General features: G+C 33.8%; 22 protein-coding genes. 10 read left to right on the top strand and 12 right to left on the bottom strand.

Going from position 1 to position 20,235, the window contains the following annotated elements; all coding sequences use genetic code 11:
- Nucleotides 1-73: 73 nt before the first annotated feature.
- Complete coding sequence (locus BMY39_RS07415) at nt 74-658, bottom strand: hypothetical protein (RefSeq protein WP_143064751.1); 585 nt, start codon at nt 656-658, stop codon at nt 74-76.
- A gap of 126 nt (nt 659-784) precedes the next feature.
- Here BMY39_RS07415 and BMY39_RS07410 point away from each other — a divergent pair, with 126 nt between their 5' ends.
- Complete coding sequence (locus BMY39_RS07410; RefSeq protein ID WP_092578161.1) at nt 785-1,639, top strand: winged helix-turn-helix domain-containing protein; 855 nt, start codon at nt 785-787, stop codon at nt 1,637-1,639.
- Between the two features lie 4 nt (nt 1,640-1,643).
- Here the strand turns inward: BMY39_RS07410 and BMY39_RS07405 are convergent, their stop codons facing one another.
- Nucleotides 1,644-2,540, bottom strand: coding sequence for a M23 family metallopeptidase (locus BMY39_RS07405; RefSeq protein ID WP_092578159.1), 897 nt, complete (start codon nt 2,538-2,540; stop codon nt 1,644-1,646).
- Between the two features lie 164 nt (nt 2,541-2,704).
- On the opposite strand from BMY39_RS07405, the gene BMY39_RS07400 reads away from it, so the two are divergent.
- The 9 genes from BMY39_RS07400 (at nt 2,705) to BMY39_RS07355 (ending at nt 10,676) form a co-directional block, all read left to right on the top strand.
- Complete coding sequence (locus BMY39_RS07400) at nt 2,705-4,162, top strand: MltF family protein (RefSeq protein WP_092578157.1); 1,458 nt, start codon at nt 2,705-2,707, stop codon at nt 4,160-4,162.
- A gap of 138 nt (nt 4,163-4,300) precedes the next feature.
- On the top strand, nt 4,301-5,467 hold the full coding sequence (locus BMY39_RS07395; protein WP_092578155.1) for a DUF7486 family protein: 1,167 nt from the start codon (nt 4,301-4,303) through the stop codon (nt 5,465-5,467).
- A gap of 175 nt (nt 5,468-5,642) precedes the next feature.
- The gene (locus tag BMY39_RS07390) at nt 5,643-5,903 is read left to right on the top strand and encodes a hypothetical protein (protein WP_092578153.1); all 261 of its coding nucleotides are present in this window, start codon (nt 5,643-5,645) and stop codon (nt 5,901-5,903) included.
- 2 nt (nt 5,904-5,905) lie between these two features.
- The gene (locus BMY39_RS07385) at nt 5,906-6,328 is read left to right on the top strand and encodes a hypothetical protein (RefSeq protein WP_092578151.1); all 423 of its coding nucleotides are present in this window, start codon (nt 5,906-5,908) and stop codon (nt 6,326-6,328) included.
- 23 nt (nt 6,329-6,351) lie between these two features.
- Nucleotides 6,352-7,047 carry an ATP-grasp domain-containing protein gene (locus tag BMY39_RS07380; protein WP_177176565.1) on the top strand — a complete coding sequence of 232 codons (696 nt, stop codon included), beginning with the start codon at nt 6,352-6,354 and terminating at the stop codon, nt 7,045-7,047.
- A gap of 500 nt (nt 7,048-7,547) precedes the next feature.
- Nucleotides 7,548-8,630: a glycine cleavage system aminomethyltransferase GcvT gene (gene gcvT / locus BMY39_RS07370; protein ID WP_092578145.1), complete on the top strand. Its 1,083-nt coding sequence runs from the start codon at nt 7,548-7,550 to the stop codon at nt 8,628-8,630.
- 24 nt (nt 8,631-8,654) lie between these two features.
- Nucleotides 8,655-9,485: a sugar nucleotide-binding protein gene (locus tag BMY39_RS07365; protein ID WP_092578143.1), complete on the top strand. Its 831-nt coding sequence runs from the start codon at nt 8,655-8,657 to the stop codon at nt 9,483-9,485.
- Nucleotides 9,486-9,530: 45 nt separating this feature from the next.
- The gene (locus tag BMY39_RS07360) at nt 9,531-9,824 is read left to right on the top strand and encodes a 4a-hydroxytetrahydrobiopterin dehydratase (protein WP_092578142.1); all 294 of its coding nucleotides are present in this window, start codon (nt 9,531-9,533) and stop codon (nt 9,822-9,824) included.
- Between the two features lie 105 nt (nt 9,825-9,929).
- Entirely contained in the window at nt 9,930-10,676 is a 747-nt protein-coding gene (locus BMY39_RS07355; RefSeq protein ID WP_092578140.1) for a YebC/PmpR family DNA-binding transcriptional regulator, read from the top strand.
- A 53-nt stretch (nt 10,677-10,729) separates the two neighbouring features.
- Here the strand turns inward: BMY39_RS07355 and BMY39_RS07350 are convergent, their stop codons facing one another.
- From BMY39_RS07350 to holA, 10 genes are all read right to left on the bottom strand, one after another.
- Complete coding sequence (locus BMY39_RS07350) at nt 10,730-11,806, bottom strand: AMP-binding protein (protein WP_092578138.1); 1,077 nt, start codon at nt 11,804-11,806, stop codon at nt 10,730-10,732.
- Nucleotides 11,807-11,815: 9 nt separating this feature from the next.
- A complete protein-coding gene (locus BMY39_RS07345; RefSeq protein WP_092578136.1) occupies nt 11,816-12,775 on the bottom strand; it encodes a CPBP family intramembrane glutamic endopeptidase in 960 nt (319 codons plus the stop codon).
- Between the two features lie 3 nt (nt 12,776-12,778).
- Nucleotides 12,779-13,813 (bottom strand): o-succinylbenzoate synthase, encoded by a 1,035-nt coding sequence (locus BMY39_RS07340; protein ID WP_177176564.1) that lies wholly within the window; start codon nt 13,811-13,813, stop codon nt 12,779-12,781.
- Between the two features lie 97 nt (nt 13,814-13,910).
- Complete coding sequence (locus BMY39_RS07335; RefSeq protein ID WP_092578134.1) at nt 13,911-14,672, bottom strand: carbonic anhydrase family protein; 762 nt, start codon at nt 14,670-14,672, stop codon at nt 13,911-13,913.
- 28 nt (nt 14,673-14,700) lie between these two features.
- The gene (locus BMY39_RS07330; RefSeq protein WP_092578132.1) at nt 14,701-15,390 is read right to left on the bottom strand and encodes a DUF2490 domain-containing protein; all 690 of its coding nucleotides are present in this window, start codon (nt 15,388-15,390) and stop codon (nt 14,701-14,703) included.
- A gap of 197 nt (nt 15,391-15,587) precedes the next feature.
- The gene (locus tag BMY39_RS07325; protein ID WP_092578130.1) at nt 15,588-16,265 is read right to left on the bottom strand and encodes a metal-dependent hydrolase; all 678 of its coding nucleotides are present in this window, start codon (nt 16,263-16,265) and stop codon (nt 15,588-15,590) included.
- A 60-nt stretch (nt 16,266-16,325) separates the two neighbouring features.
- Nucleotides 16,326-17,240, bottom strand: coding sequence for a 1,4-dihydroxy-2-naphthoate octaprenyltransferase (gene menA / locus BMY39_RS07320; RefSeq protein ID WP_245738207.1), 915 nt, complete (start codon nt 17,238-17,240; stop codon nt 16,326-16,328).
- Nucleotides 17,228-18,067 (bottom strand): 1,4-dihydroxy-2-naphthoyl-CoA synthase, encoded by an 840-nt coding sequence (locus tag BMY39_RS07315; RefSeq protein ID WP_092578128.1) that lies wholly within the window; start codon nt 18,065-18,067, stop codon nt 17,228-17,230. Before BMY39_RS07315 ends, menA begins: the two co-directional genes overlap by 13 nt.
- Nucleotides 18,068-18,514: 447 nt before the next feature.
- The gene (gene ung / locus BMY39_RS07310; RefSeq protein WP_092578126.1) at nt 18,515-19,180 is read right to left on the bottom strand and encodes a uracil-DNA glycosylase; all 666 of its coding nucleotides are present in this window, start codon (nt 19,178-19,180) and stop codon (nt 18,515-18,517) included.
- Nucleotides 19,180-20,184 (bottom strand): DNA polymerase III subunit delta, encoded by a 1,005-nt coding sequence (gene holA, locus BMY39_RS07305; RefSeq protein ID WP_092578124.1) that lies wholly within the window; start codon nt 20,182-20,184, stop codon nt 19,180-19,182. Before holA ends, ung begins: the two co-directional genes overlap by 1 nt.
- Nucleotides 20,185-20,235: the final 51 nt, after the last annotated feature.

Genomic DNA, 20,235 nt, shown 5'->3' with positions numbered 1-20,235 from the left:
TTATAACATATCATCTTGGGGATTTTTATTTAATTACTACAGATAATGCTACTTGAAAAGTAAACGTTTGTTTTTAACAATTATCTATTTCAAATTTTAATTTCCCATCTTTTTGAAATATTACAATTGGAATTTTTTCCAAAGTACATCGGGGCTCAATGGTAAATTGTATGGTGCCCATAACAGTGAAATCCTTATCGGTGATAACTTTTATTTTTTGTGTGTAGGTAGTATTTTCCCGTACCCAATTTACTTTTCCATTTACAAAAGGATGCTCATCATATTCCTCAACGCTTAGAGGGTATTCAATAAGCTTATCAATAAGGGTAATGTGTGGTGCGTCTTGAAATGTAACGGTGAATTTACCCTTAAAATCTCTTTTAGAATTTGGTGAGACAAAGTAGGCGCCGTTGTTCAGTTCTATATCAATAACTAAATTGTAATTGTTTTCTTTACTAGGTTGAAGTCTTAATTTAGTATTATACGGATTGGTGTTGTTGTTAAAATAGTTGAACGAGGTATAGAAATTAGTTTGAGGATCATAACTGGCACCGGCCTTTGAATATAAACTTGCCACTAATTTTTCTTTACTATTTTCGTTTTTAGGCATGCAACTCAAACACATTGCTGCAAATACTAACGTGATAACTGTTTTCATTTTTTGATGATTTAAAAATTAATACATCTCAAAACTAAAATAGTGGTATCATAAAAGTGTCAAAAAAATGTAAAAGAAGTGTAAACCATTGTAAAATATGATAAAATTGTATGTTCTTTGTATGGTATGATGAAAATAAAAACTTCAAAATTTATAAAAACCATGCTTTGCATTACGGTATTATATACCTGTCTCTCATGTAATGTAAACACTAATAAGAACGATAAGGTTATTAAGATAGCTCTTCGTGATGCCGGTGACAAACTGTTGTTGAGTAGTGGCGACAGTACATCTGTTGTGAAACCAATAATTGCTTTAGATAACAACACCTATCAACTAACTTTTGAAAAACCACTAGTAATTCAACCAGATACTTTGGTCAGTATTTTTAAAACAAGTTTTAAAAAAGCTCATATATCTGAACATTATATTACCGAAGTTTTGGAATGTAATAAAAATGAAGTAGCATATAGTTATGCCATTAGATTAGATGCAGAAGAGAGCTTAGTACCTTGCAGTGGAAGAGAACTGGTAAGTGGGTGTTATACCATACAAGTGCATTTTTTAGCACCAACTTTTAAAATACATAAAGCAGTCTATGTTCTAGTGCCAATTGTACTTTTAATATTGATTTTGGTTATTTATAAAATACAACCTAAAAACACTAAAAATAAAATGTCAGAGCCTTATACAGCTTTAGGCGACTTTATGTTTTATCCAGAACAAAATAAATTAATAAAAGAGGCTGTAGAAATAAAACTTTCTAAAAAAGAGTGTGAACTGCTGGATATTTTTGTAGCACAACCTAATACGGTTATAAAACGTGAAGAACTTACTAAACGCGTTTGGGAAGACAACGGTGTAATTGTTGGCAGAAGTTTAGATACTTACATTTCTAAACTACGAAAAAAACTGCAGGCTGATGCTAATATTAAACTTACCAATGTACATGGTGTAGGGTATAAGTTAGAAGTAGCGTAGGTGCTTATTTTTCTATAACCAATTGCTGCCCAATTCTTAACACAGAGTTTCGTTTTATGGTATTCACTTTACATAAAGACGCTATCGTCACATCATTACGTTTAGAAATCCCAGAAAGCGTATCTCCAGGTTTTACAATATATATAGAACGTTGTTTTATTAAACTGGCAATAGCCGCTTGCTCTGTTAATAGTGGTGTTATTTTACTTTGCTTTTTAGAGTTATGAGCAATAGGTTGTGTCCATTTTTTAGTTATCCAAAGTTCTTTGGCTCTAATGGTGTTTTCTTCATCAAATTTAAAAAGGTATTCCGGGTTTATAGATACACCCTTGTAATTTACAACCAAATGTAAATGACTACCCCGAGCATTTCCAGAAACACCACCTTTACCTAAATATGAGCCCCTGGCAACGGTGTCGTTCTCTTTAACACCATATTCCGATAGGTGAGCATACACCGTCTCTAAACCATTGTAATGTCGCACCACAACAGTCCTGCCATGACCGCGGGTATAACGAGACATTCTCACAACACCTTCAAACATTGAAAAAATACTATCACCAGTTACCAAATCGATATCTATACCTTTATGCGGTCTGCCACGGCGCCATCCATAACGAGAGGTTACTACTTTTTTTATACCTATAGGAGAGTGGTAGGTAGAGTCTTCAAAGGTTATTTTTAAAGGAAATTTTAAGTCCTCAGCGTATTTGTAGGGGTTGTAAACTGTACTTATCCAATATTCGCCCTTAACATCTACAGCTTTTATAGTGCTAGAATCTAATTTAGTAGTAATCGAGTCTTCAACAATATCAATAGTAATAGGCTGTAAGAAGTCATATTTTTGGGCATATGTACTAAAAGATAACAGTAAAAAAACGGCTACATTAAAGAATTTCATGTTATAACAGACGGGTCATTTTTTTTCGATGCGCAATTTAAAGAAAAATAACGTGAGTATTAAAACTCTATTGTGCATTAGGCTTTTTTAATAAAACAATAAGTAATAGCTATGAGAAGTTCATTTCTAAATTCTGTAAATATCGTTATATTTGAGTTGAAGAGATGAAACGTTCCATACAATTTTTCTTAGTATTATTGCTATTGCATGTTGTGTCATGCAAAAATCAAAGCAACCCTAAAACTGATGATAACACAGAAGTTTACAACCCTTTCGTCGCAAATTCCGTAGACAAAGATTTAGATGACATTAAAAAAGATGGTGTTTTAAAAGCTTTAGTGGTTTATAGTAGCACCAGTTATTTCTTGTACAAGGGCGAAGCTATGGGTTTTGAATATGAACTACTTCAACGTCTTGCAGATCATTTAGACTTAAAATTAGAGATAGTGGTTTCGCATAATTTAGATGCTGAATTTGAAGTCTTAAATAGGGGTGATGTAGATTTAGTGGCACATGGTATGACGGTAACAAACCAACGCAAATGGGAAGTAGACTTTACAGAATATTTATATATCACTAAGCAAGTTCTTGTGCAGAAAAAACCGGATAATTATAGAACATTATCATGGCAACGCCTAAACAAACAATTGATACATAGCCCTATGGAATTGATTAATGATACGGTTTCTATACGTAAAAACTCTGCGTATTATGAGCGCTTACTCAGTTTGTCTAATGAAATAGGAGGAAACATCATCATTGATACGCTAGACAGTCAATTATCAACAGGGGAAATAATTGATATGGTTGCAGAAGGTAAAATTAAGTATACCATTGCAGATGAAAATTTAGCAAAGATAAATGCTTCCGACAATCCTATTTTAAACATAGACGTACCCATTTCATTTTCTCAACGCATTGCATGGGTAGTACGAAAAAAATCACCAAAACTCAAAGCAGCCATTAATAAATGGATTGTTTCCCAGAGAAAGAAAACCGAGTACAATGTTATTTATAATAAGTATTTTAAAAATAAACGCTCATTTAAAAGACGCACACACAGCGATTATTATAGCTTAAAAAACAACCAAATTAGTCAGTATGACCATTTAATTAAACAGTATGCCAAATCATTAGGTTGGGATTGGCGATTATTAGCTTCCCAGGTATATCAAGAATCAAGGTTTCACCCAGGGGCCTCATCATGGGCCGGTGCCCGAGGTCTTATGCAAGTAATGCCAGCAACAGCAAGAGAATTAGGTATAAAGGACGTTACAAACCCTAATGAGAGTATGCGAGGTGGTACCAAATATTTAAAAACGATTTACAATAGATTTACCGATATTCCTGATGAGCTTAACCGCATTAAATTTACATTGGCAGCCTACAATTGTGGCTATAGTCATGTTTTAGACGCACAGCGTTTAGCTAAAGAAAATGGTTTGAATCCCAAAATATGGACAAACCATGTTGAAAAGATGATTAAAGCTCTTAGCTCACCTAGAAACTACAAAAAACCGTTTATTAAGTATGGTTATGTGCGGGGGTCTGAACCTGCTAATTATGTAAATCAGATCTTTGAGCGTTATGCGCTTTATACGGATTTTATTCAGGTAAAGTAAATGTTATCTTCGCTTTAAGTATACTGTATCACCCAAAGCGTTCAGTAGCATCAATATTCGTCGGTGTTACATGACTAATATCATAAAAAATGGTATCAGGTTTTCATAATTTTAGCTAATTCAAAAGTTATATTAATTATGAAAATTTCAACCCATTCATTTATTAAAACTACCTGTTATAGTTTCTTTATTCTTGCATTCTTATTTGTGTTCACATCTTGTAATAATGGCACTTCAAAAGCCAATAAGATTAAAACTGAATTAGAAGATACCGAGGATGCTGAGGACGCTGAAACGTTTAGCACCATCTATTGGAATGTAAAAGCCATTCAGCCTGATGGAAAAAGCTTAGATGTTAAAGCCTTTGACGATCAAGGAAAGGCTTACGAACTAAAGGCCATTCAAAACTCCGATCAGGATAACTTCTTAGATGTAAAAGTTATTATAGATGGCAAAAATCTACCAGTTAAAATGTTAGAGAGTAAAAATCAATTTGTACCTGTGGCCGCTATTAATCAAGATGGCGATAAGTATTACATTAAAGCTATAACTCCAGAAGGTAAAAAACTAGATGTTAAAGGCGTTGCAAGATTTGGCTACGTGGTTTTAATGAAAGCCATTACCAAAGATGGGAAATACTATGGCGTAAAGGCGATCTCACCAGACGGCAAATTAAATGATATCAAAGGCGTAAAAATTAATTACCAAGACAGAGAAATGTCTTTAAAAGGTGTGGGTATCCATGCACATGTAAAAGCAATGCATCCCGCAGTTAATGAAGATGATCTTAAAATACCTGCAAAGGCAAAAAAGAAAAAAATATACAAAAGCGATTTTAAAAGAATTATTTGGAATATTAAAGCGGTAACAACTAATGGAGAAAATCTAGATATAAAAGCCTTTGATGCTGATGGTAACAAATTTGATGTAAAAGCAACACAAGATTCTAAAGACCATAGTTTTATGAATATTAAAGCATTTGTGGACGGAGTAGAATTACCTGTAAAAATTTTACAGAGTACCGATGCATACGCACCCGTAAAAGCTATTGGAACAGATGGTACCATTTACGATATTAAAGCCTTAACTAAAGATAATTTAAGGCTAGATGTAAAAGGTGTAAGTAGATCTGGTAATATTATTAATGTAAAAGCTATAAATGAAAATGGCGAGTTCTTAGCTGTAAAAGCCTTTGCTCCAGACGGAAAACTTAACAATGTAAAAGGAATTAAGATTTTTCAAAGAGAAATAGAACTACGAGTAAAAGGAAACCCGGTATATGCGCATTTAAAGGCTATTAATTAAAATAGGATTATTGTATTATACAATGTGGTTATAGCTATCAATTAGGCTTTGGTTTGGTTGATAGCTATTTTTTATCGATCTAATTTGAGTTACAACAAATTTTTAAATTTATTTAGGTTGACCATCCTTTTCTTTCATTACATTTATATAATAAACCGTCTAAAATAAAACTTGAATGAAATTTGAGTATGCCCTTGGAATGCTTTTTCTTCTATTTCAGGTAGGTTCTGTTGTATATGCCCGATTGGTTCCGCAATGGTATTTTTGCTGGGCTCAATATGATGAACATACCAACTATGCTATTTCTTTAAAAATAAATGGTGAGTTACTTTCAAAAGAAGACATAACAAATAGATATGACACAGGTTATCATAATCTAGTCGGTTATATGTTTTTTCTTCCAATGCTTTGGAAAAACGAAAAAATTAAGGACTAAAATTGAAAAAAAAGGACTGTATATCGGTATTGATTCCTGATGGTCATTCCCATTTAGCAATACCTGTTATCAATTGTTTGGCAACTTCAAATCAGTATAAAATATATCTGCTTTCGAATCTAAAATACACGCCAATGCGTTTTTCGAGGTTAGTGAATCACTTTTCTTATGCTCCAAAAACTGAAAGTGATGAAGATTATATTAATACGATTGACGACACAGTGAAAAATCACGGTATTGATTTCATTTTGCCAGTTTCTGCGGGTAGCATTCGAAAACTAATACTATACAAGAGCAAATTAAAAGCAGCAAAAAAGTTAATGCTATTACCTGAGCTTCACAATTTTGATACAGCTAATGATAAAGGACTACTGTCTCAGCATTTACATACGTATGACATTCCACATCCTAAAGGGTACTTGTAACCAATATGGAGGAATTAAACAAAATGGAAACATTAAATTTTCCTGTAATAAGTAAGCCTACAATAGGGTTTGCTGGGGGTGAGCATATCCATATTTTTAAAAATAAGGATACTCTTAAAACCCATTTTAAAAATAACATTTTTTTAGGAACACACGTTATTCAAGAATATATAGAAGGGTACGATATTGATTGCAGCGTATTGTGTAAAGCAGGTGAAATTTTAGCATACACCATTCAAAAAGGTATTGTTAATGAAGCTTCTGATTTTTCACCTTCTTATGCTCATGTTTTTATTGAAGAACCCAAGTTGTTCTCCGTGGTAGAAAAGCTCATGAAAACGCTTAATTGGTCAGGTATTGCACATATTGATTTGAGATTTGACGTGAATGTACAACAATTCAAAGTTATTGAGATTAATCCTAGGTTTTGGTTGTCGCTTGAGGCTTCGTTACACGCGGGTATCAATTTTCCAGAATTATCTCATAAGTTGAGTATAGGGCAAACTTTGACAAGGCAAAAATTTAATGCATGTACTTATTATAGTCTAAAAGGTTTAAAATTAAAAGTAAAACAAGAAAAGAACGTTTTATTTAGGTGGCAATTTTTAAAAACACATTCCAGTTTAAAATTTTTCATTAAAGACCCTATTCCAACGATTTATAGGTTTTTTGCCCTAAGATTCGGGAAAAGAGAATCAGTACATGACTTCTCTAACTGATTGCAGTATTCTGGGTAATATTATTCTTTACATAATAGAATTTTGGTGATAAATATTTCACAGAAGTCATCGAAATTAATATGGTCATAACTTTTATTTTGGTCCTTAGACTTCGCTCAGGATAAACTATGGCAAGCGATGGATAATTACTCGCGTTATTTCGATGTTATAACATGGAACTACATCGACAATTATGTAAAATACTGCGTATACGACGCCTATTTGCTATAAATGTACTATAATTTATATTATGTAAAATAGAATTTTACGATATACCAAAAATACTTCCCTGCTGCTAATTTATAAATCTGTTTTATTTCAATACATTTGTGTTCCAAATTTATGGAAGACCTATTAGTTGGCATCATAAAGTATTTAGGGAATTTTTTTGAAAACATTATTTCCTTCTTTAAACCAAAACATAGAATTGTTGTTGGTTTTTGCATTTTACTAATTTGCTTTCTTATGGTTTACATACTTACAAAGAATAATTAAATAATATGAAAAATACAGCCTTAACAAAAATTCACGAAGCTCTTGGTGCTAAAATGGTACCTTTTGCGGGTTATAATATGCCTGTACAATATGAAGGCGTTACTATAGAACACGAAACCGTACGAAACGCCGTTGGTGTGTTTGATGTATCGCATATGGGTGAGTTTTTAATTGAAGGACCACATGCGCTTGAGCTCATTCAAAAAGTGTCGAGTAACGACGCTTCTAAACTTACTGTAGGAAAAGCACAATACAGTTGTTTACCCAACGATAACGGCGGTATTGTTGATGATTTAATTATCTATCGCGTTAAGGAGGAAACGTATCTTCTAGTGGTAAATGCCAGCAATATTGAAAAGGATTGGAACTGGATTCAGTCTAAAAACGACGTGGGCGCTACCATGCGCGATTTAAGTGAAGACTATTCCCTACTTGCCATTCAAGGCCCTAAAGCTATCGAAGCTATGCAATCGCTTACCAGCCACGATTTATCGGCAATCAAGTTTTATAATTTTGAGGTTGGTGATTTTGCAGGAATCGACCATGTAATTATTTCAGCTACAGGATATACAGGCAGCGGTGGTTTCGAGATCTATTGCAAGAATAGCGAAGTAGAACAAATTTGGACTAAAGTTTTGCAGGCTGGAGCTAATTTTGGTATTAAACCTATTGGGTTAGCGGCTCGCGACACATTGCGTTTAGAAATGGGCTATTGCCTTTACGGTAACGATATTGATGATACCACTTCTCCTATTGAAGCTGGCTTGGGCTGGATTACAAAATTCACAAAAGGTTTTACGAATTCTGAAGCGTTAAAAGCTGAAAAAGAACGCGGACCGGAGCGTAAATTAGTTGGTTTTGAATTAGATGACCGCGGTATTCCTCGTCATGGTTATGATATTGTAGATGGAAATGGAAACACCATCGGAAACGTTACTTCAGGTACCATGGCGCCATCAGTTGGCAAAGGTATTGGTTTGGGCTACGTCCCTCCTGTTTTTGCTAGCCCTGGCAGTAAAATCAATATTCAAATTAGAAAAAATGCAGTTCCTGCAACAGTTGTAAAGCTTCCATTTTATAAAGGATAATCTGTTTATTGGTGTAGTTAGCGAATGAAGGAGGCATATAAACATACAATTTTAATTCTTGGTGGCAGCGGCTTTTTAGGTGGCGCTATTTATAAGGAACTCTGCTCCTATTTTAGGACGTTCGCTACTTACAACACGTCAAATAAGCACCTGGAAAAGAACCATCATTTTTTTCAATATAATTTTGAAGAGGATGATGTTTATGAAATTCTAGACATTGTAAAACCTACCATTATAATTTCTGCACTTCGAGGTGATTTTTCAAAACAAGTCCTGTTGCATCAGCACCTCGCCGAATATGTGTATAGCAAGAATATAAAAATATTGTACTTGTCCTCCGCCAATGTGTTTGATGCCTATAGCAAATATCCAAGCTACGAGGAAGATAAAACCTTAAGCAATAGCATATATGGTCACTTCAAAATAAAAATAGAGAACATGCTATTGCGCTTGCCTAAAAAGCAGGCAGCTATTTTAAGGTTGCCTATGGTTTTCGGTAATCAATCCCCAAGAATTAACGAGATCCTTCAAAATATTAAGGAAAAGGAGCCTGTAGAAATTTTTCCTAGTTTGATAATGAACGTTGCTACCGATTTAAAATTAACGCAACAAATTCATTATATCATCAATAGAAATAAATATGGTGTATTTCACCTAGGAAGTACTGATTTGGTGCATCACGATGAATTTATAAAAGAAATTATCGCATCATTCGAATTAGACAAACAAGCAGTTTACAAACGGGTGTATACTACAAATAACGATAGGTATTTAGCGGTATTACCCAAGTTTAACACATTGCCTAAACATCTACAATCGCAAAGCCAGGATTTATTAAAAGAACTAAAATTATAATCTAAAATTGTTATTTTAGAAACATTACTATAAAAACACCGAATTATGAAAGCACTTTCAGAACAAGAAATAGAAGCCAAATTATTGCGATTTCCAGATTGGGAGTTTTACGATAATGCCATTCATGCCGAGTTTGAATTTGAGAATTTTAAAGACTGCTTTAGCGCTATGAGCCGTATTGCGTTTGAATGTGAAGCCCAGAACCATCACCCGAACTGGAGCAATGTTTATAACGTTCTTACCATATCATTATCTACGCACGATGCAGATGGCGTCACTATAAAAGATTTTAAATTAGCGGAAGCCATAGAACTTATTGTGGAACCAGTAGAAGATTAATTTCGATTTACAGCCTCGGCAACATTCAAACATTATTTTTAAATTTGCGTTGCTTAAAATAGAACTTTAGGCACCTTAAATACGTATAACTTATAACTTAATATTATGGGAAGAGCTTTTGAATTTAGGAAAGCAAGAAAAATGAAACGTTGGTCTGCCATGAGTAAAGCCTTTACACGTATTGGCAAAGATATTGTAATGGCTGTTAAAGAAGGTGGTCCCGATCCTGACAGTAATTCCCGGTTGCGTGCTGTAATACAGAACGCCAAATCTGTAAATATGCCTAAGGATAATATTGAACGTGCCATAAAACGTGCGAGCGATAAAAATCAAGGTGACTATAAAGAAGTGGTTTTTGAAGGCTATGCACCTCACGGTATTGCAGTTTTAGTGGAAACAGCTACTGATAACAACACAAGAACAGTAGCCAATGTGCGCAGTTATTTTAATAAATGCGATGGTAGTTTGGGTACGTCGGGTTCTGTGGTGTTTATGTTTGACCATACCTGTAATTTTAAGATTAAAGGTGAAGCACTCGACTTAGAGGAATTAGAATTGGAACTTATAGATTTTGGTGTTGAAGAAATTTTTGAAGATACCGACGAAGATGCAGATGGTAACGAAATAAACAGTGTTATAATTTATGCGCCGTTTGAGAGCTTCGGTAAAATTCAATCGTATTTAGAGGAAAACAATATTGAGATTTTATCATCAGGTTTTGAGCGTATTCCACAGGTTACAAAGCCACTATCGGCTGAACAAGCTGCCGATGTAGATAAACTACTTGAAAAATTAGAAGAAGACGATGATGTGCAGAACGTGTACCACACTATGGAAGAAACCACAGATTAGTTTTTTAACAGATATAGAATAAAAAATCCGAATCATAAAGATTCGGATTTTTTTTATGCCTCTAAAATAGATTTGATCGTATGGGCTCTGTGAATTTTACCTGATGCAGTTTCTTTAAACTTTCTTGTGAATAAGATATCTTTTGGTTTTTCAAATTTATCTAAAGCATCAAATAGCGTTTTATCCAAGTCCTGTTCTGAACCTTCCACTACCATTGTTACTTTTTCACCTAAAGTGTCATCTTCTATACCATAGATAAAAAATTGTCGACCATTCATTTTATCCTGAAGCTTCTCCTCTATCTGCTCTGGAAATACTTTTATGCCTCCAGTATTAATCATATTATCAATTCTACCAATCCATTCAAATTGGTTGTCAGAATGAATTTCAACTAAATCATTTGTTACAATAGTGTCATCAGAAAGCTTTGGTGCATCAATTACTAAACAGCCCCTATCATCAATAGATATATTTATACCAGGTAATGTGGTAAAATATTTATCCGATGCATCTCCAGTGAAGTTATTTAACTTTTTCACCGCAATATGAGACACCGTTTCCGTCATGCCATAGGTCTCATATATTTTGGGCTTTTTATCTTTTATTAATGTTTTGATATGATTTGAAACACGCCCACCTCCTACTATTACGGTTTTAATAGATTTTAAATACTTTGCAAAATTCTTGAGTTGCATTGGGGTAAATGCACAAAAATCATAATCCTTTTCGTAATCAATTCTAGGTAAAGACGATGGCACTACCATGTCTACTTCAAGCCCTAGAATTATAGCTCTCACCATCATCATTTTACCGGCTATGAAATTAGAAGGCAAACAGTTTAATACTTTTTTACCAGGTGTTAAATCAAAAAAATCACCTGTAGTAATGGCTGAATTAACCATTGCTTGTTTTTTGATTTTCAGAGTTTTAGGTTTACCTGTAGAACCTGATGTTCTTACTTTAATGGTGTCTTTATTGTCTAACCAATCTAAAAGAAACATTCCTAGCTCTTGTTGATAGGGATATCCTTCTTTTACAAAACTGTAGGCAACTTCCATTAAATCCTCATGATTGTAATGAAACCCTTCTAATTTAAATCTGTTATGTACTTTGGTGTAATCTGGCGTCATAAATATATATTACTTTTCTAAAATTTTATAGTCTTCTTTAGGTGGTTCACTAACTGGCCCGAATAACTTGTCCTTCCAATTGGTCCACTTGTACTTCTTGGCAAGAATAAATAAAAGTGTAGGAAATACTATAAAAACAGGAACAAAAATTTCGGTAAGTGCTATTTTTTCTGGTTCTGTTGTATTTAATAATATTGAGGGTGTTTGAAGCACGCCCCAACTCGTAGTAACCAAGAGCGCTGTAAACAAATTATTTGCTGCGTGAAATCCTAAAGCTAGTTCTAGGCCTTCATCCATTAATGTAATAATACCCAGGAAAAATCCTGTACCTATATAATACACCATAATAATGTACCCTAGTTGCTTTACTTCTGGGTTAAAGATATGCATTACACCAAAAAGTACCGACGTAATAATAAGTGGTAACCAACGGTTTTTAGCTATTGTACCTAAAAAATGCATTCCATATCCCCTAAAGGCATATTCCTCAAAACTCGTTTGTAACGGAAACATTAGAATGCCCATTACTAATAATATTAAAAAAGGTTTTAACTCAAAATTTAGAACATAATCTTCTGGCGTAATAAAAAAGAAATCTATAAGCACCAAGCTACTGCTAATTACACCCCAAAGGATAAAAATAAACCAGAACCTTTTCCAATCTACTTTAGCTCTTGTTGTTGTAAATTGAGTAAACGATAAGTTGTGCAAATACTTAAAACTTATAAAAACCCCTATTATTCCTATTGCAAAAGATAATAACATTAAAAACAGAAATAAATTCTGGCCTAATAAGGCTGCCATTCCTGGGATATCTGTTGGAAAATCTGCTAAACTCTCCACTTTTAAACCCAACCCTATAAGTAATGGCACAGAGCCTAAAACTTGCCACGCTATAAAAATAATTGCACCACCTACTATGTATCGCCATGCGTCTGTTAATCCTTTGTAAGCCTGTTCTATGTACATAATTTATAAATTAATTTTCCAGTTTTTTGTTTTGTTGTACTGCAAACGCCCGTTTTCAACATATAGGGGCGATTCAAAATTATTAGTAAACAAACTGCCTGTTCCTAAACCTTGTGGCATTTTATTCTTTGTTTTATAGGTGTATTGCGCAATTGCATTTAGGCCTATATTACTTTCTAAAGCACTGGTAATCCACCATCCTATTCCATTCTCTTCAGCACTCGTAATCCATTCGTCACTACCCTTAAAACCACCAACTAAAGTGGGCTTTAATATAATATATTGCGGACGAATAGTTTGTAGTAATTCTGTTTTTTTTGTTACATCAAAAACACCAATTAGTTCTTCATCTAAAGCAATGGGCAATGGTGTTTGTTCACAAAGTGAAGCCATATCATCAATTTGCCCTTGTTTTATAGGTTGTTCTATGGAATGTAAGTCCAATTCAGAGAGACGTTTAAGTTTTTCTAAGGCTTCATTCGGACTAAAAGCACCATTAGCATCAACACGTAATTCTATATCTTTTGAAGTAAATTGTTTTCTAATGGATTTCAAGAGATCGATTTCTTTTTGAAAATCTATGGCTCCTATTTTTAGTTTTATACAGTTGAAACCGGCTGCAATTTTATCTTTGATTTGCTGTTTCATAAATGCTTCACTTCCCATCCATATCAAACCGTTTATAGATACTGAGGCGTTGCCTCTTGTGAATTCCGAAGGGAATAAATCGAACTTGTCTTGACTTTGTAGTGATTTAAAAGCCATTTCTAATCCAAATTGAATACTTGGGAATTCTGTTAATTCAGAAATTAGAAATTCTAAACCCTTATTAATATTGGTGCATGCCCATTTTAGTTTACCTTCAAAATCTGGACGATCATCAATAGATAACCCTTTAAACATGCCACATTCACCTATCCCCTCTTTTCCTTTAGTTTGAATAATTAAAATCCAAGTCTCCTTGGTTTTTAAAATTCCTCTAGATGTGCCACTTGGCGTTTTAAAATTAAGAATATGTTTTTTGAAACTAGCAGTCATAATAACGCCGTAAAAATACATATCAAAAATGTAAAAAAGGACAACTTTAAATATTAAAGCTGCCCTTTTAAATTATTTTAATGAACTTATGTGGTAATTATATAAATTCTACTTTACCTGTTTCCATATTGTAAACTGCTGCAACTAGTTTTATTTGCCCTTCTTTTTCAAGTTCAGCTATTTTTGGCGATGCTTTTCGAATATCTTCTACAGTTTTTATTGCGTTATTCTTGATAACCCTATTAGTAAATGCTGTGTTTTTAGAGGATATATCTCCATCTTTTTCTGTTAAAGCTACAGATGGCTTTATCTCTTCTAATAAATTGTTTAAAGCATTCATATTCATGGAAGCTGCATCGGTATTATCTATAGCATGCTTTACTGCACCGCATGAGGTATGCCCTAAAACAATAATAAGCTTAGACCCAGCTACGGCTGAAGCAAATTCCATGGAACCAACAATATCTCTGTTCTCAATATTCCCTGCTACCCTAGCCACAAAAATATCCCCAATGCCTAAATCAAAAATATCCTCAACAGGTACTCTACTATCAACACAAGATAGTACAATAGCTTTTGGATATTGACCAATAGCAGCTTTACGACGTTGTTCTGAATGGTCTCTTTGCGTCAAATTATTATTTACAAAGTTCTCATTCCCTTTTTTTAGTCTGCCAATAATTTCATCTGGCGTCATACTTGCTTGTTCATCTGCAGTAAGCACACTCTTTATTGGTTTTTCAATATTTACCATAGTAGCATTTGTTTCAACTGCATCAGTTTTCTTATCTGAATTGCCACAGGATAATACAATACTTACTAAAACTGCAATACTTAAAATGTTTAATGATGTTTTCATAGCGCTATTTTTGTTTTAATTATAAATATTAAAAGTTGTGATGGAAACTAAATTGTAATTGTCCTTTGCCCCAGTTTACGGTTTTTTGATTCATCCAACCCAGCTGAATGCGCTGCCCTGGTTTTAAGACATACCCTAAGCCTAAATAGGTTCTATTTCTATCAAAAATCTGTACGTTATTGTTGTTACCAATATCTGTTTGGCCATTGATAAATATTTCATTGTAAAATGCTGAGTATATGGCATGTTTTACTAATGCCGCTTTATTTAGAGGAATATTTAAAAATACATTATAGCGGTATCTTGTTCTAAAATCTTGATTTTCTACAAAGCGTTGTTCGTACCTAAAACGATGCGCTATATAAAACCGTCCGCCTAATTTTTGTGAAAATAATGCCTCTTGGTAGATTCTATTTTCACTTGTGGTATCATTACTTCCACCAAATGTGCCTGTAGTAATATTGGCATATCCTAAAGTGAATAGTACTCCAGAATCTTTTGGCGTGTAAGTAAAACCTGTTCTAATTAAAAGTTGTTCTAAGTCTCCTAAAACATTCCAATTTCGATATTGTACGTCACCTTGAATACCAAAACTGCTTTTTTCAAATTGATTATTAAAGAAATACATATACCAAGCACCTATTTGTGATTGGTCTATTTGCGCATTACTTATCGTTATTGATAGTACGAAAGTTAAAAACGAAAGCTTTAATCTCATTATAAATAGTATTAATTACTAACATAAAAGTAATACTATTAAATATAAAATAAAATAACTAGTTATTGTTCTTTCTTATCCTACAATAAGGATTAAAAATACTTAGTATTAACCCGTTAATCATGCTAAGTTAAAAGTGACATAACTGTATTTGAACAAACAGAGTTTTGTGTATAGTACAGAAATGGGTAGTGTTGTTATAGCTCTATTGAGGCTCCAATATCTAAAAGCGTTAGTGATTTAGATGCTGTATCAAATTTAGCCTTTGCCTTAATTTGGTCTATTTCTATATACCCGAATGTATCGTAGTGATAGCCTAAGATACTATTACACTTTACAAAATCAGAAGCTATTAAGGCATCATCAACGCCCATTGTAAAATTATCACCGATGGGTAGTACTGCTAAATCCAAATCGAAGGCCTTACCAATTAATTTCATATCATAAGTGAGGGCGGTATCTCCAGCAATATAAATGGTTTTATTTTCGGTTTCTATAATGAATCCTCCTGGTTGTCCGCCATAAGAACCATCGGGAAAAGAAGAGGTGTGTATAGCGTTTACATATTTTACCTTACCAAAATCAAATTCCCATGAGCCACCATGATTCATAGGATGCCCTTTTAACCCTTTAGCCTCATAGTGCGTTACAATTTCATAATTAGAAACTATTACTGCCCCTGTGCGTTTCGCAATGGTCTCAACATCTAGAATATGGTCTTGATGTGCATGAGTTATTAAAATATAATCAGCTTTAAGTGATTCAATATTGATATGGCTTGCCTTTGGGTTTCCTGAAATAAAAGGATCCACAAGAATATTAAAATTCCCAACTTCTAATCCTAGGCTTGCATGTCCGTAAAATGTGATTTTCATTATAAATTACTTTTTTACTAAAATAATCAATTTGATGTAAAATTGAAACAATAGGCCTTATTACATGAGGTGCCCAATTGCCAAAAGTACTGACAATAAAAATGTAGAAAGTGCCACTTTTTTAAGCTCTGGGTCTAATGCTTTAGGTTCTTGGTTCCGTTTAACCGTTTTAATATGTCTTATCAATGGAATATACACTATGAAATATATTAAATTAAAAGGCGATGTATAGTATAAGATACCGAATAAAAGTGAAATAACTATTGCTGAAGCTATTAAGAAAACATGATATTTTTTTGCGTTTACTATACCCAGTTTTACAGCTAAGGTGATTTTGCCTGAGGCTTTATCTGATACGATGTCTCTCATGTTATTTAAATTAAGAACCGCTACTGACAAAAGCCCAATAGTTATTGCGGGCAAAAACACCACATGATGTATGGTTTTTGCATATAATACATAACAGCCAATAACGCTAACCAATCCAAAAAATATAAATACAAAAACATCGCCAAGTCCACGATAGCCATAAGCCTTACTGCCTATGGTATAACGAATTGCGGCAATAACAGAACCAATCCCCAAAGTAAAAAACAATAATGTTAATAGAAAATGTTGCGAACCAAATGCTGAAAAAATAAGAAGAAAAGAAAGTACTATACAGACTAAGATATTCAATTTAATGGCTTCAAACATCATGGCTGGTGTTATTTTACCGCTTTGTAGGGCACGTTCTGGCCCTATCCTGTTTTCATCGTCTGTCCCTTTTATGCCATCACCGTAATCGTTAGCTAAATTAGAAAGCACCTGTAAGCTTATGGTTGTTAAAATGGCAAGCATAAAAATTTGCCAGTCAAAACACCCATTATATTCAGCAAAACTTGATGCTATTATAATACCGGAAACTGACAGAGGCAATGTTCTTAGACGCATTGCTGAAATCCAAACAGAAACGTCTTTCATTATGGAATCCATTTTTTGTTGAAGTTAGGCTTGCGCTTTTCTAAAAATGCATCTCTACCTTCTTTAGCCTCATCGGTCATATAAGCTAGTCGTGTAGCCTCACCTGCAAAGACCTGCTGGCCCACCATACCATCATCGGTGAGATTCATGGCGAACTTTAACATTTTAATAGATGTTGGTGATTTTGCTAGAATTTCCTGAGCCCACTCATAAGCTGTACTTTCCAGTTTATCATGCGGTATTACCGCGTTCACCATGCCCATTTCAAAAGCTTCTTGGGCAGAGTAATTTCTTCCTAAAAAGAATATTTCACGTGCTTTTTTTTGTCCTACCATTTTCGCTAGGTATGCGGAACCATAACCGCCATCAAAACTAGTTACATCTGCATCGGTTTGTTTAAAAATGGCGTGTTCTTTACTTGCGAGGGTTAAATCGCAAACCACATGTAAACTGTGGCCACCACCGACTGCCCAACCGGGAACAACAGCTATTACTGCTTTAGGCATAAAGCGGATTAACCGCTGCACTTCTAAAATATTCAAACGGTGATATCCATCCTCACCAACATAACCTTGATGTCCCCTAGCCTTTTGGTCGCCACCGCTGCAGAACGAATACACACCATCTTTTGTTGAAGGGCCTTCAGCCGAAAGTAACACTACCCCAATAGAAGTGTCTTCATTAGCATCATAAAACGCATCATAAAGCTCACTTGTAGTTTTCGGTCTAAATGCGTTTCTTACATTTGGTCTATTGAACGCAATTCTTGCTACACCATCGCTTTTTTTATAAGTGATGTCTTCATATTCTTTTACGGTTATCCATTCTGGTGTGATCATACTTATAATATTTTGGTCAAAAATAAATTATATTTTGTAAAGCACCTTGGAGTTATTAAAATAATAATATGAAAAGAAAATATTGAAAGAATATTAAATCAGCTAGTGTATTTAAAACAAATTAATAAAAGTGAAAATTAAGTAGTTCTACTTATAGGCGTGTAGTATTTTATTCGCTAAATTTGTATTAAGGTCTATATAAAATTGTTTAAATTTGCACTTTAACGATTTTTTTAATACTTTCACCGAACTAAATCTAAATTGCCTATGTTATTAACAACTACTATTGTTATTTCTTGTTTGGTTTTAATTAATCTTCTGTTGCTTAAATTCAGTTGTAATAAAACTGTAAAAGCAAAAAAACAGGAAAATAAACCAATCGTCCTTAAGTCAAACAGGGTGCTTATAGAATTTAATGAAGACCTAGCGCCTACAGGAAGCTAGTATCTACCAATTAATAATATCTTTTTTGGTTTTTATCAACAAGGAATTAGTCTTGCTAAAATGTTTGTTCCCAAACCAATAGCCTCTATTGGCACTTAGTGGTGATGGATGGCCTGATGTGAGTATGTGATGTTTGCTCGTGTCAATTAATTTGGATTTTTGCTTTGCATAACCTCCCCAAAGTAAAAAAACAACATTTTCTTTTTTTGAACTTACAGCTTTAATCACCGCATCAGTAAAAGTCTCCCAACCTTTTTTCTGATGACTTCCAGCTTGGTGTGCCCTAACCGTTAATGTAGCATTTAATAGCAACACACCTTGTTTCGCCCAATGCGATAAATCACCGCTTTTAGGATAGGGATTTCCAATATCAGTTTCTATTTCCTTAAATATATTAACGAGCGAAGGCGGATGTGGAATGCCATCTTTCACCGAAAAACAAAGGCCATTTGCCTGATTAGGACCATGGTAAGGATCTTGGCCTATAATAACTACCTTTACATCATTAAAACCACAAAAATTAAAAGCATTAAATATATCTTTTCCTGGTGGGAAACATTGATGCGCTTTATATTCTTGCTTTACAAATGCTACCAAATCTTTAAAATAAGGCTTTTCAAATTCCTCTTTTAAATGTGTTTTCCAGCTATCGTGAATCGCTACATCCATCAATTTAAAATTCTTACCAATAACTCCTTTAACAAATCACCTTGAGGTACTGCATTTGCGCCAACACCTTTTCCTTTTACATCAAACTCCCTTAAAACAGCAATTACGGCACTTACTTTTCGCATTGGATAATTTCTTGCCGATGTAACATATTCATTAACAAAATAAGGGTTAATGCGAAGTGCAGTAGCTACACTTCTTGGAGATTTGTCTTTTAATCCATGATAATGCAAAAGCTGTGAAAAAAAGTTGAAGAGTAGCGATACTGTAACAACCATAGGGTTGTCTTTAGGGTTTTCAGCAAAATAATTAACTATTTTATGGGCTTTTAATGTATTGCGCTCTCCTATTGCCTTGCGTAACTCAAAATTATTGTAATCCTTACTAATGCCAATATTTTCCTCAATAACCTCTGGTGTTATTTGCCTGTCTTTTGGCAATATTATTTGTAATTTTTCTAGCTCGTTATTTATTTTACTTAAATCTGTACCCAAAAATTCAACAAGCATTTGTGCAGCTTTTGGGGTAATACTATAACCCTTGGGCGAAAGCACACGCCTTATCCAATCAGAAACTTGGTTTTCATACAGCTTTTTACTTTCGTAAATAATCCCTGTTTTTTTTAAGGCTTTATATAACGACTTCCGCTTATCGATTTTTTTATACTTATAATTAATTACCAAAATCGTCGTGGGTTGTGGCTGGTCTGCATAAGCTGCCAATTTTTCAATGGTACGCGATAAATCCTGGGCTTCTTTAATAATTACCACTTGGTATTCCGCCATCATTGGGTAGCGTTTGGCATTACTAACTATGTCTTCAATAGAGACATCTCTACCATATAGCACCATTTGATTAAAGCCACGCTCTTCTTCCGTTAAAACCGTATCTTCAATAAAATCTGATATTTTATCAATATAGTACGGCTCTTCTCCCATTAAAAAGTAAATGGGCTTTAATTTTCTGTTTTTTATATCAGTTACCAGTTCTTTTATCTCGTCCAAATCTCAATAAAATTTTCTGCGAAAAGTATTTAAAATACCATTATAATAATA

This window comes from Hyunsoonleella jejuensis (genome assembly GCF_900111025.1).
Taxonomy (GTDB): Bacteria; Bacteroidota; Bacteroidia; order Flavobacteriales; family Flavobacteriaceae; genus Jejuia; species Jejuia jejuensis.
The sequence above is the reverse complement of the archived record's forward strand: the minus strand, read 5'-3'. Positions and strand labels throughout refer to the sequence as shown.

Bases quoted from the DNA above. Each gene is read 5' to 3' on its own strand.
- BMY39_RS07395 (WP_092578155.1), top strand. From the start codon at position 4,301: ATGAAAATTTCAACCCATTCATTTATTAAAACTACCTGTTATAGTTTC.
- BMY39_RS07355 (WP_092578140.1), top strand. From the start codon at position 9,930: ATGGGAAGAGCTTTTGAATTTAGGAAAGCAAGAAAAATGAAACGTTGG.
- BMY39_RS07360 (WP_092578142.1), top strand. From the start codon at position 9,531: ATGAAAGCACTTTCAGAACAAGAAATAGAAGCCAAATTATTGCGATTT.
- BMY39_RS07410 (WP_092578161.1), top strand. From the start codon at position 785: ATGATGAAAATAAAAACTTCAAAATTTATAAAAACCATGCTTTGCATT.
- BMY39_RS07380 (WP_177176565.1), top strand. From the start codon at position 6,352: ATGGAAACATTAAATTTTCCTGTAATAAGTAAGCCTACAATAGGGTTT.
- BMY39_RS07340 (WP_177176564.1), bottom strand. From the start codon at position 13,813: ATGACTGCTAGTTTCAAAAAACATATTCTTAATTTTAAAACGCCAAGT.
- BMY39_RS07335 (WP_092578134.1), bottom strand. From the start codon at position 14,672: ATGAAAACATCATTAAACATTTTAAGTATTGCAGTTTTAGTAAGTATT.
- BMY39_RS07330 (WP_092578132.1), bottom strand. From the start codon at position 15,390: ATGAGATTAAAGCTTTCGTTTTTAACTTTCGTACTATCAATAACGATA.
- gcvT (WP_092578145.1), top strand. From the start codon at position 7,548: ATGAAAAATACAGCCTTAACAAAAATTCACGAAGCTCTTGGTGCTAAA.
- BMY39_RS07400 (WP_092578157.1), top strand. From the start codon at position 2,705: ATGAAACGTTCCATACAATTTTTCTTAGTATTATTGCTATTGCATGTT.
- BMY39_RS07325 (WP_092578130.1), bottom strand. From the start codon at position 16,265: ATGAAAATCACATTTTACGGACATGCAAGCCTAGGATTAGAAGTTGGG.
- BMY39_RS07405 (WP_092578159.1), bottom strand. From the start codon at position 2,540: ATGAAATTCTTTAATGTAGCCGTTTTTTTACTGTTATCTTTTAGTACA.
- BMY39_RS07345 (WP_092578136.1), bottom strand. From the start codon at position 12,775: ATGTACATAGAACAGGCTTACAAAGGATTAACAGACGCATGGCGATAC.
- ung (WP_092578126.1), bottom strand. From the start codon at position 19,180: ATGGATGTAGCGATTCACGATAGCTGGAAAACACATTTAAAAGAGGAA.
- BMY39_RS07415 (WP_143064751.1), bottom strand. From the start codon at position 658: ATGAAAACAGTTATCACGTTAGTATTTGCAGCAATGTGTTTGAGTTGC.
- BMY39_RS07390 (WP_092578153.1), top strand. From the start codon at position 5,643: ATGAAATTTGAGTATGCCCTTGGAATGCTTTTTCTTCTATTTCAGGTA.
- BMY39_RS07350 (WP_092578138.1), bottom strand. From the start codon at position 11,806: ATGACGCCAGATTACACCAAAGTACATAACAGATTTAAATTAGAAGGG.
- menA (WP_245738207.1), bottom strand. From the start codon at position 17,240: ATGGATTCCATAATGAAAGACGTTTCTGTTTGGATTTCAGCAATGCGT.
- BMY39_RS07315 (WP_092578128.1), bottom strand. From the start codon at position 18,067: ATGATCACACCAGAATGGATAACCGTAAAAGAATATGAAGACATCACT.
- BMY39_RS07365 (WP_092578143.1), top strand. From the start codon at position 8,655: ATGAAGGAGGCATATAAACATACAATTTTAATTCTTGGTGGCAGCGGC.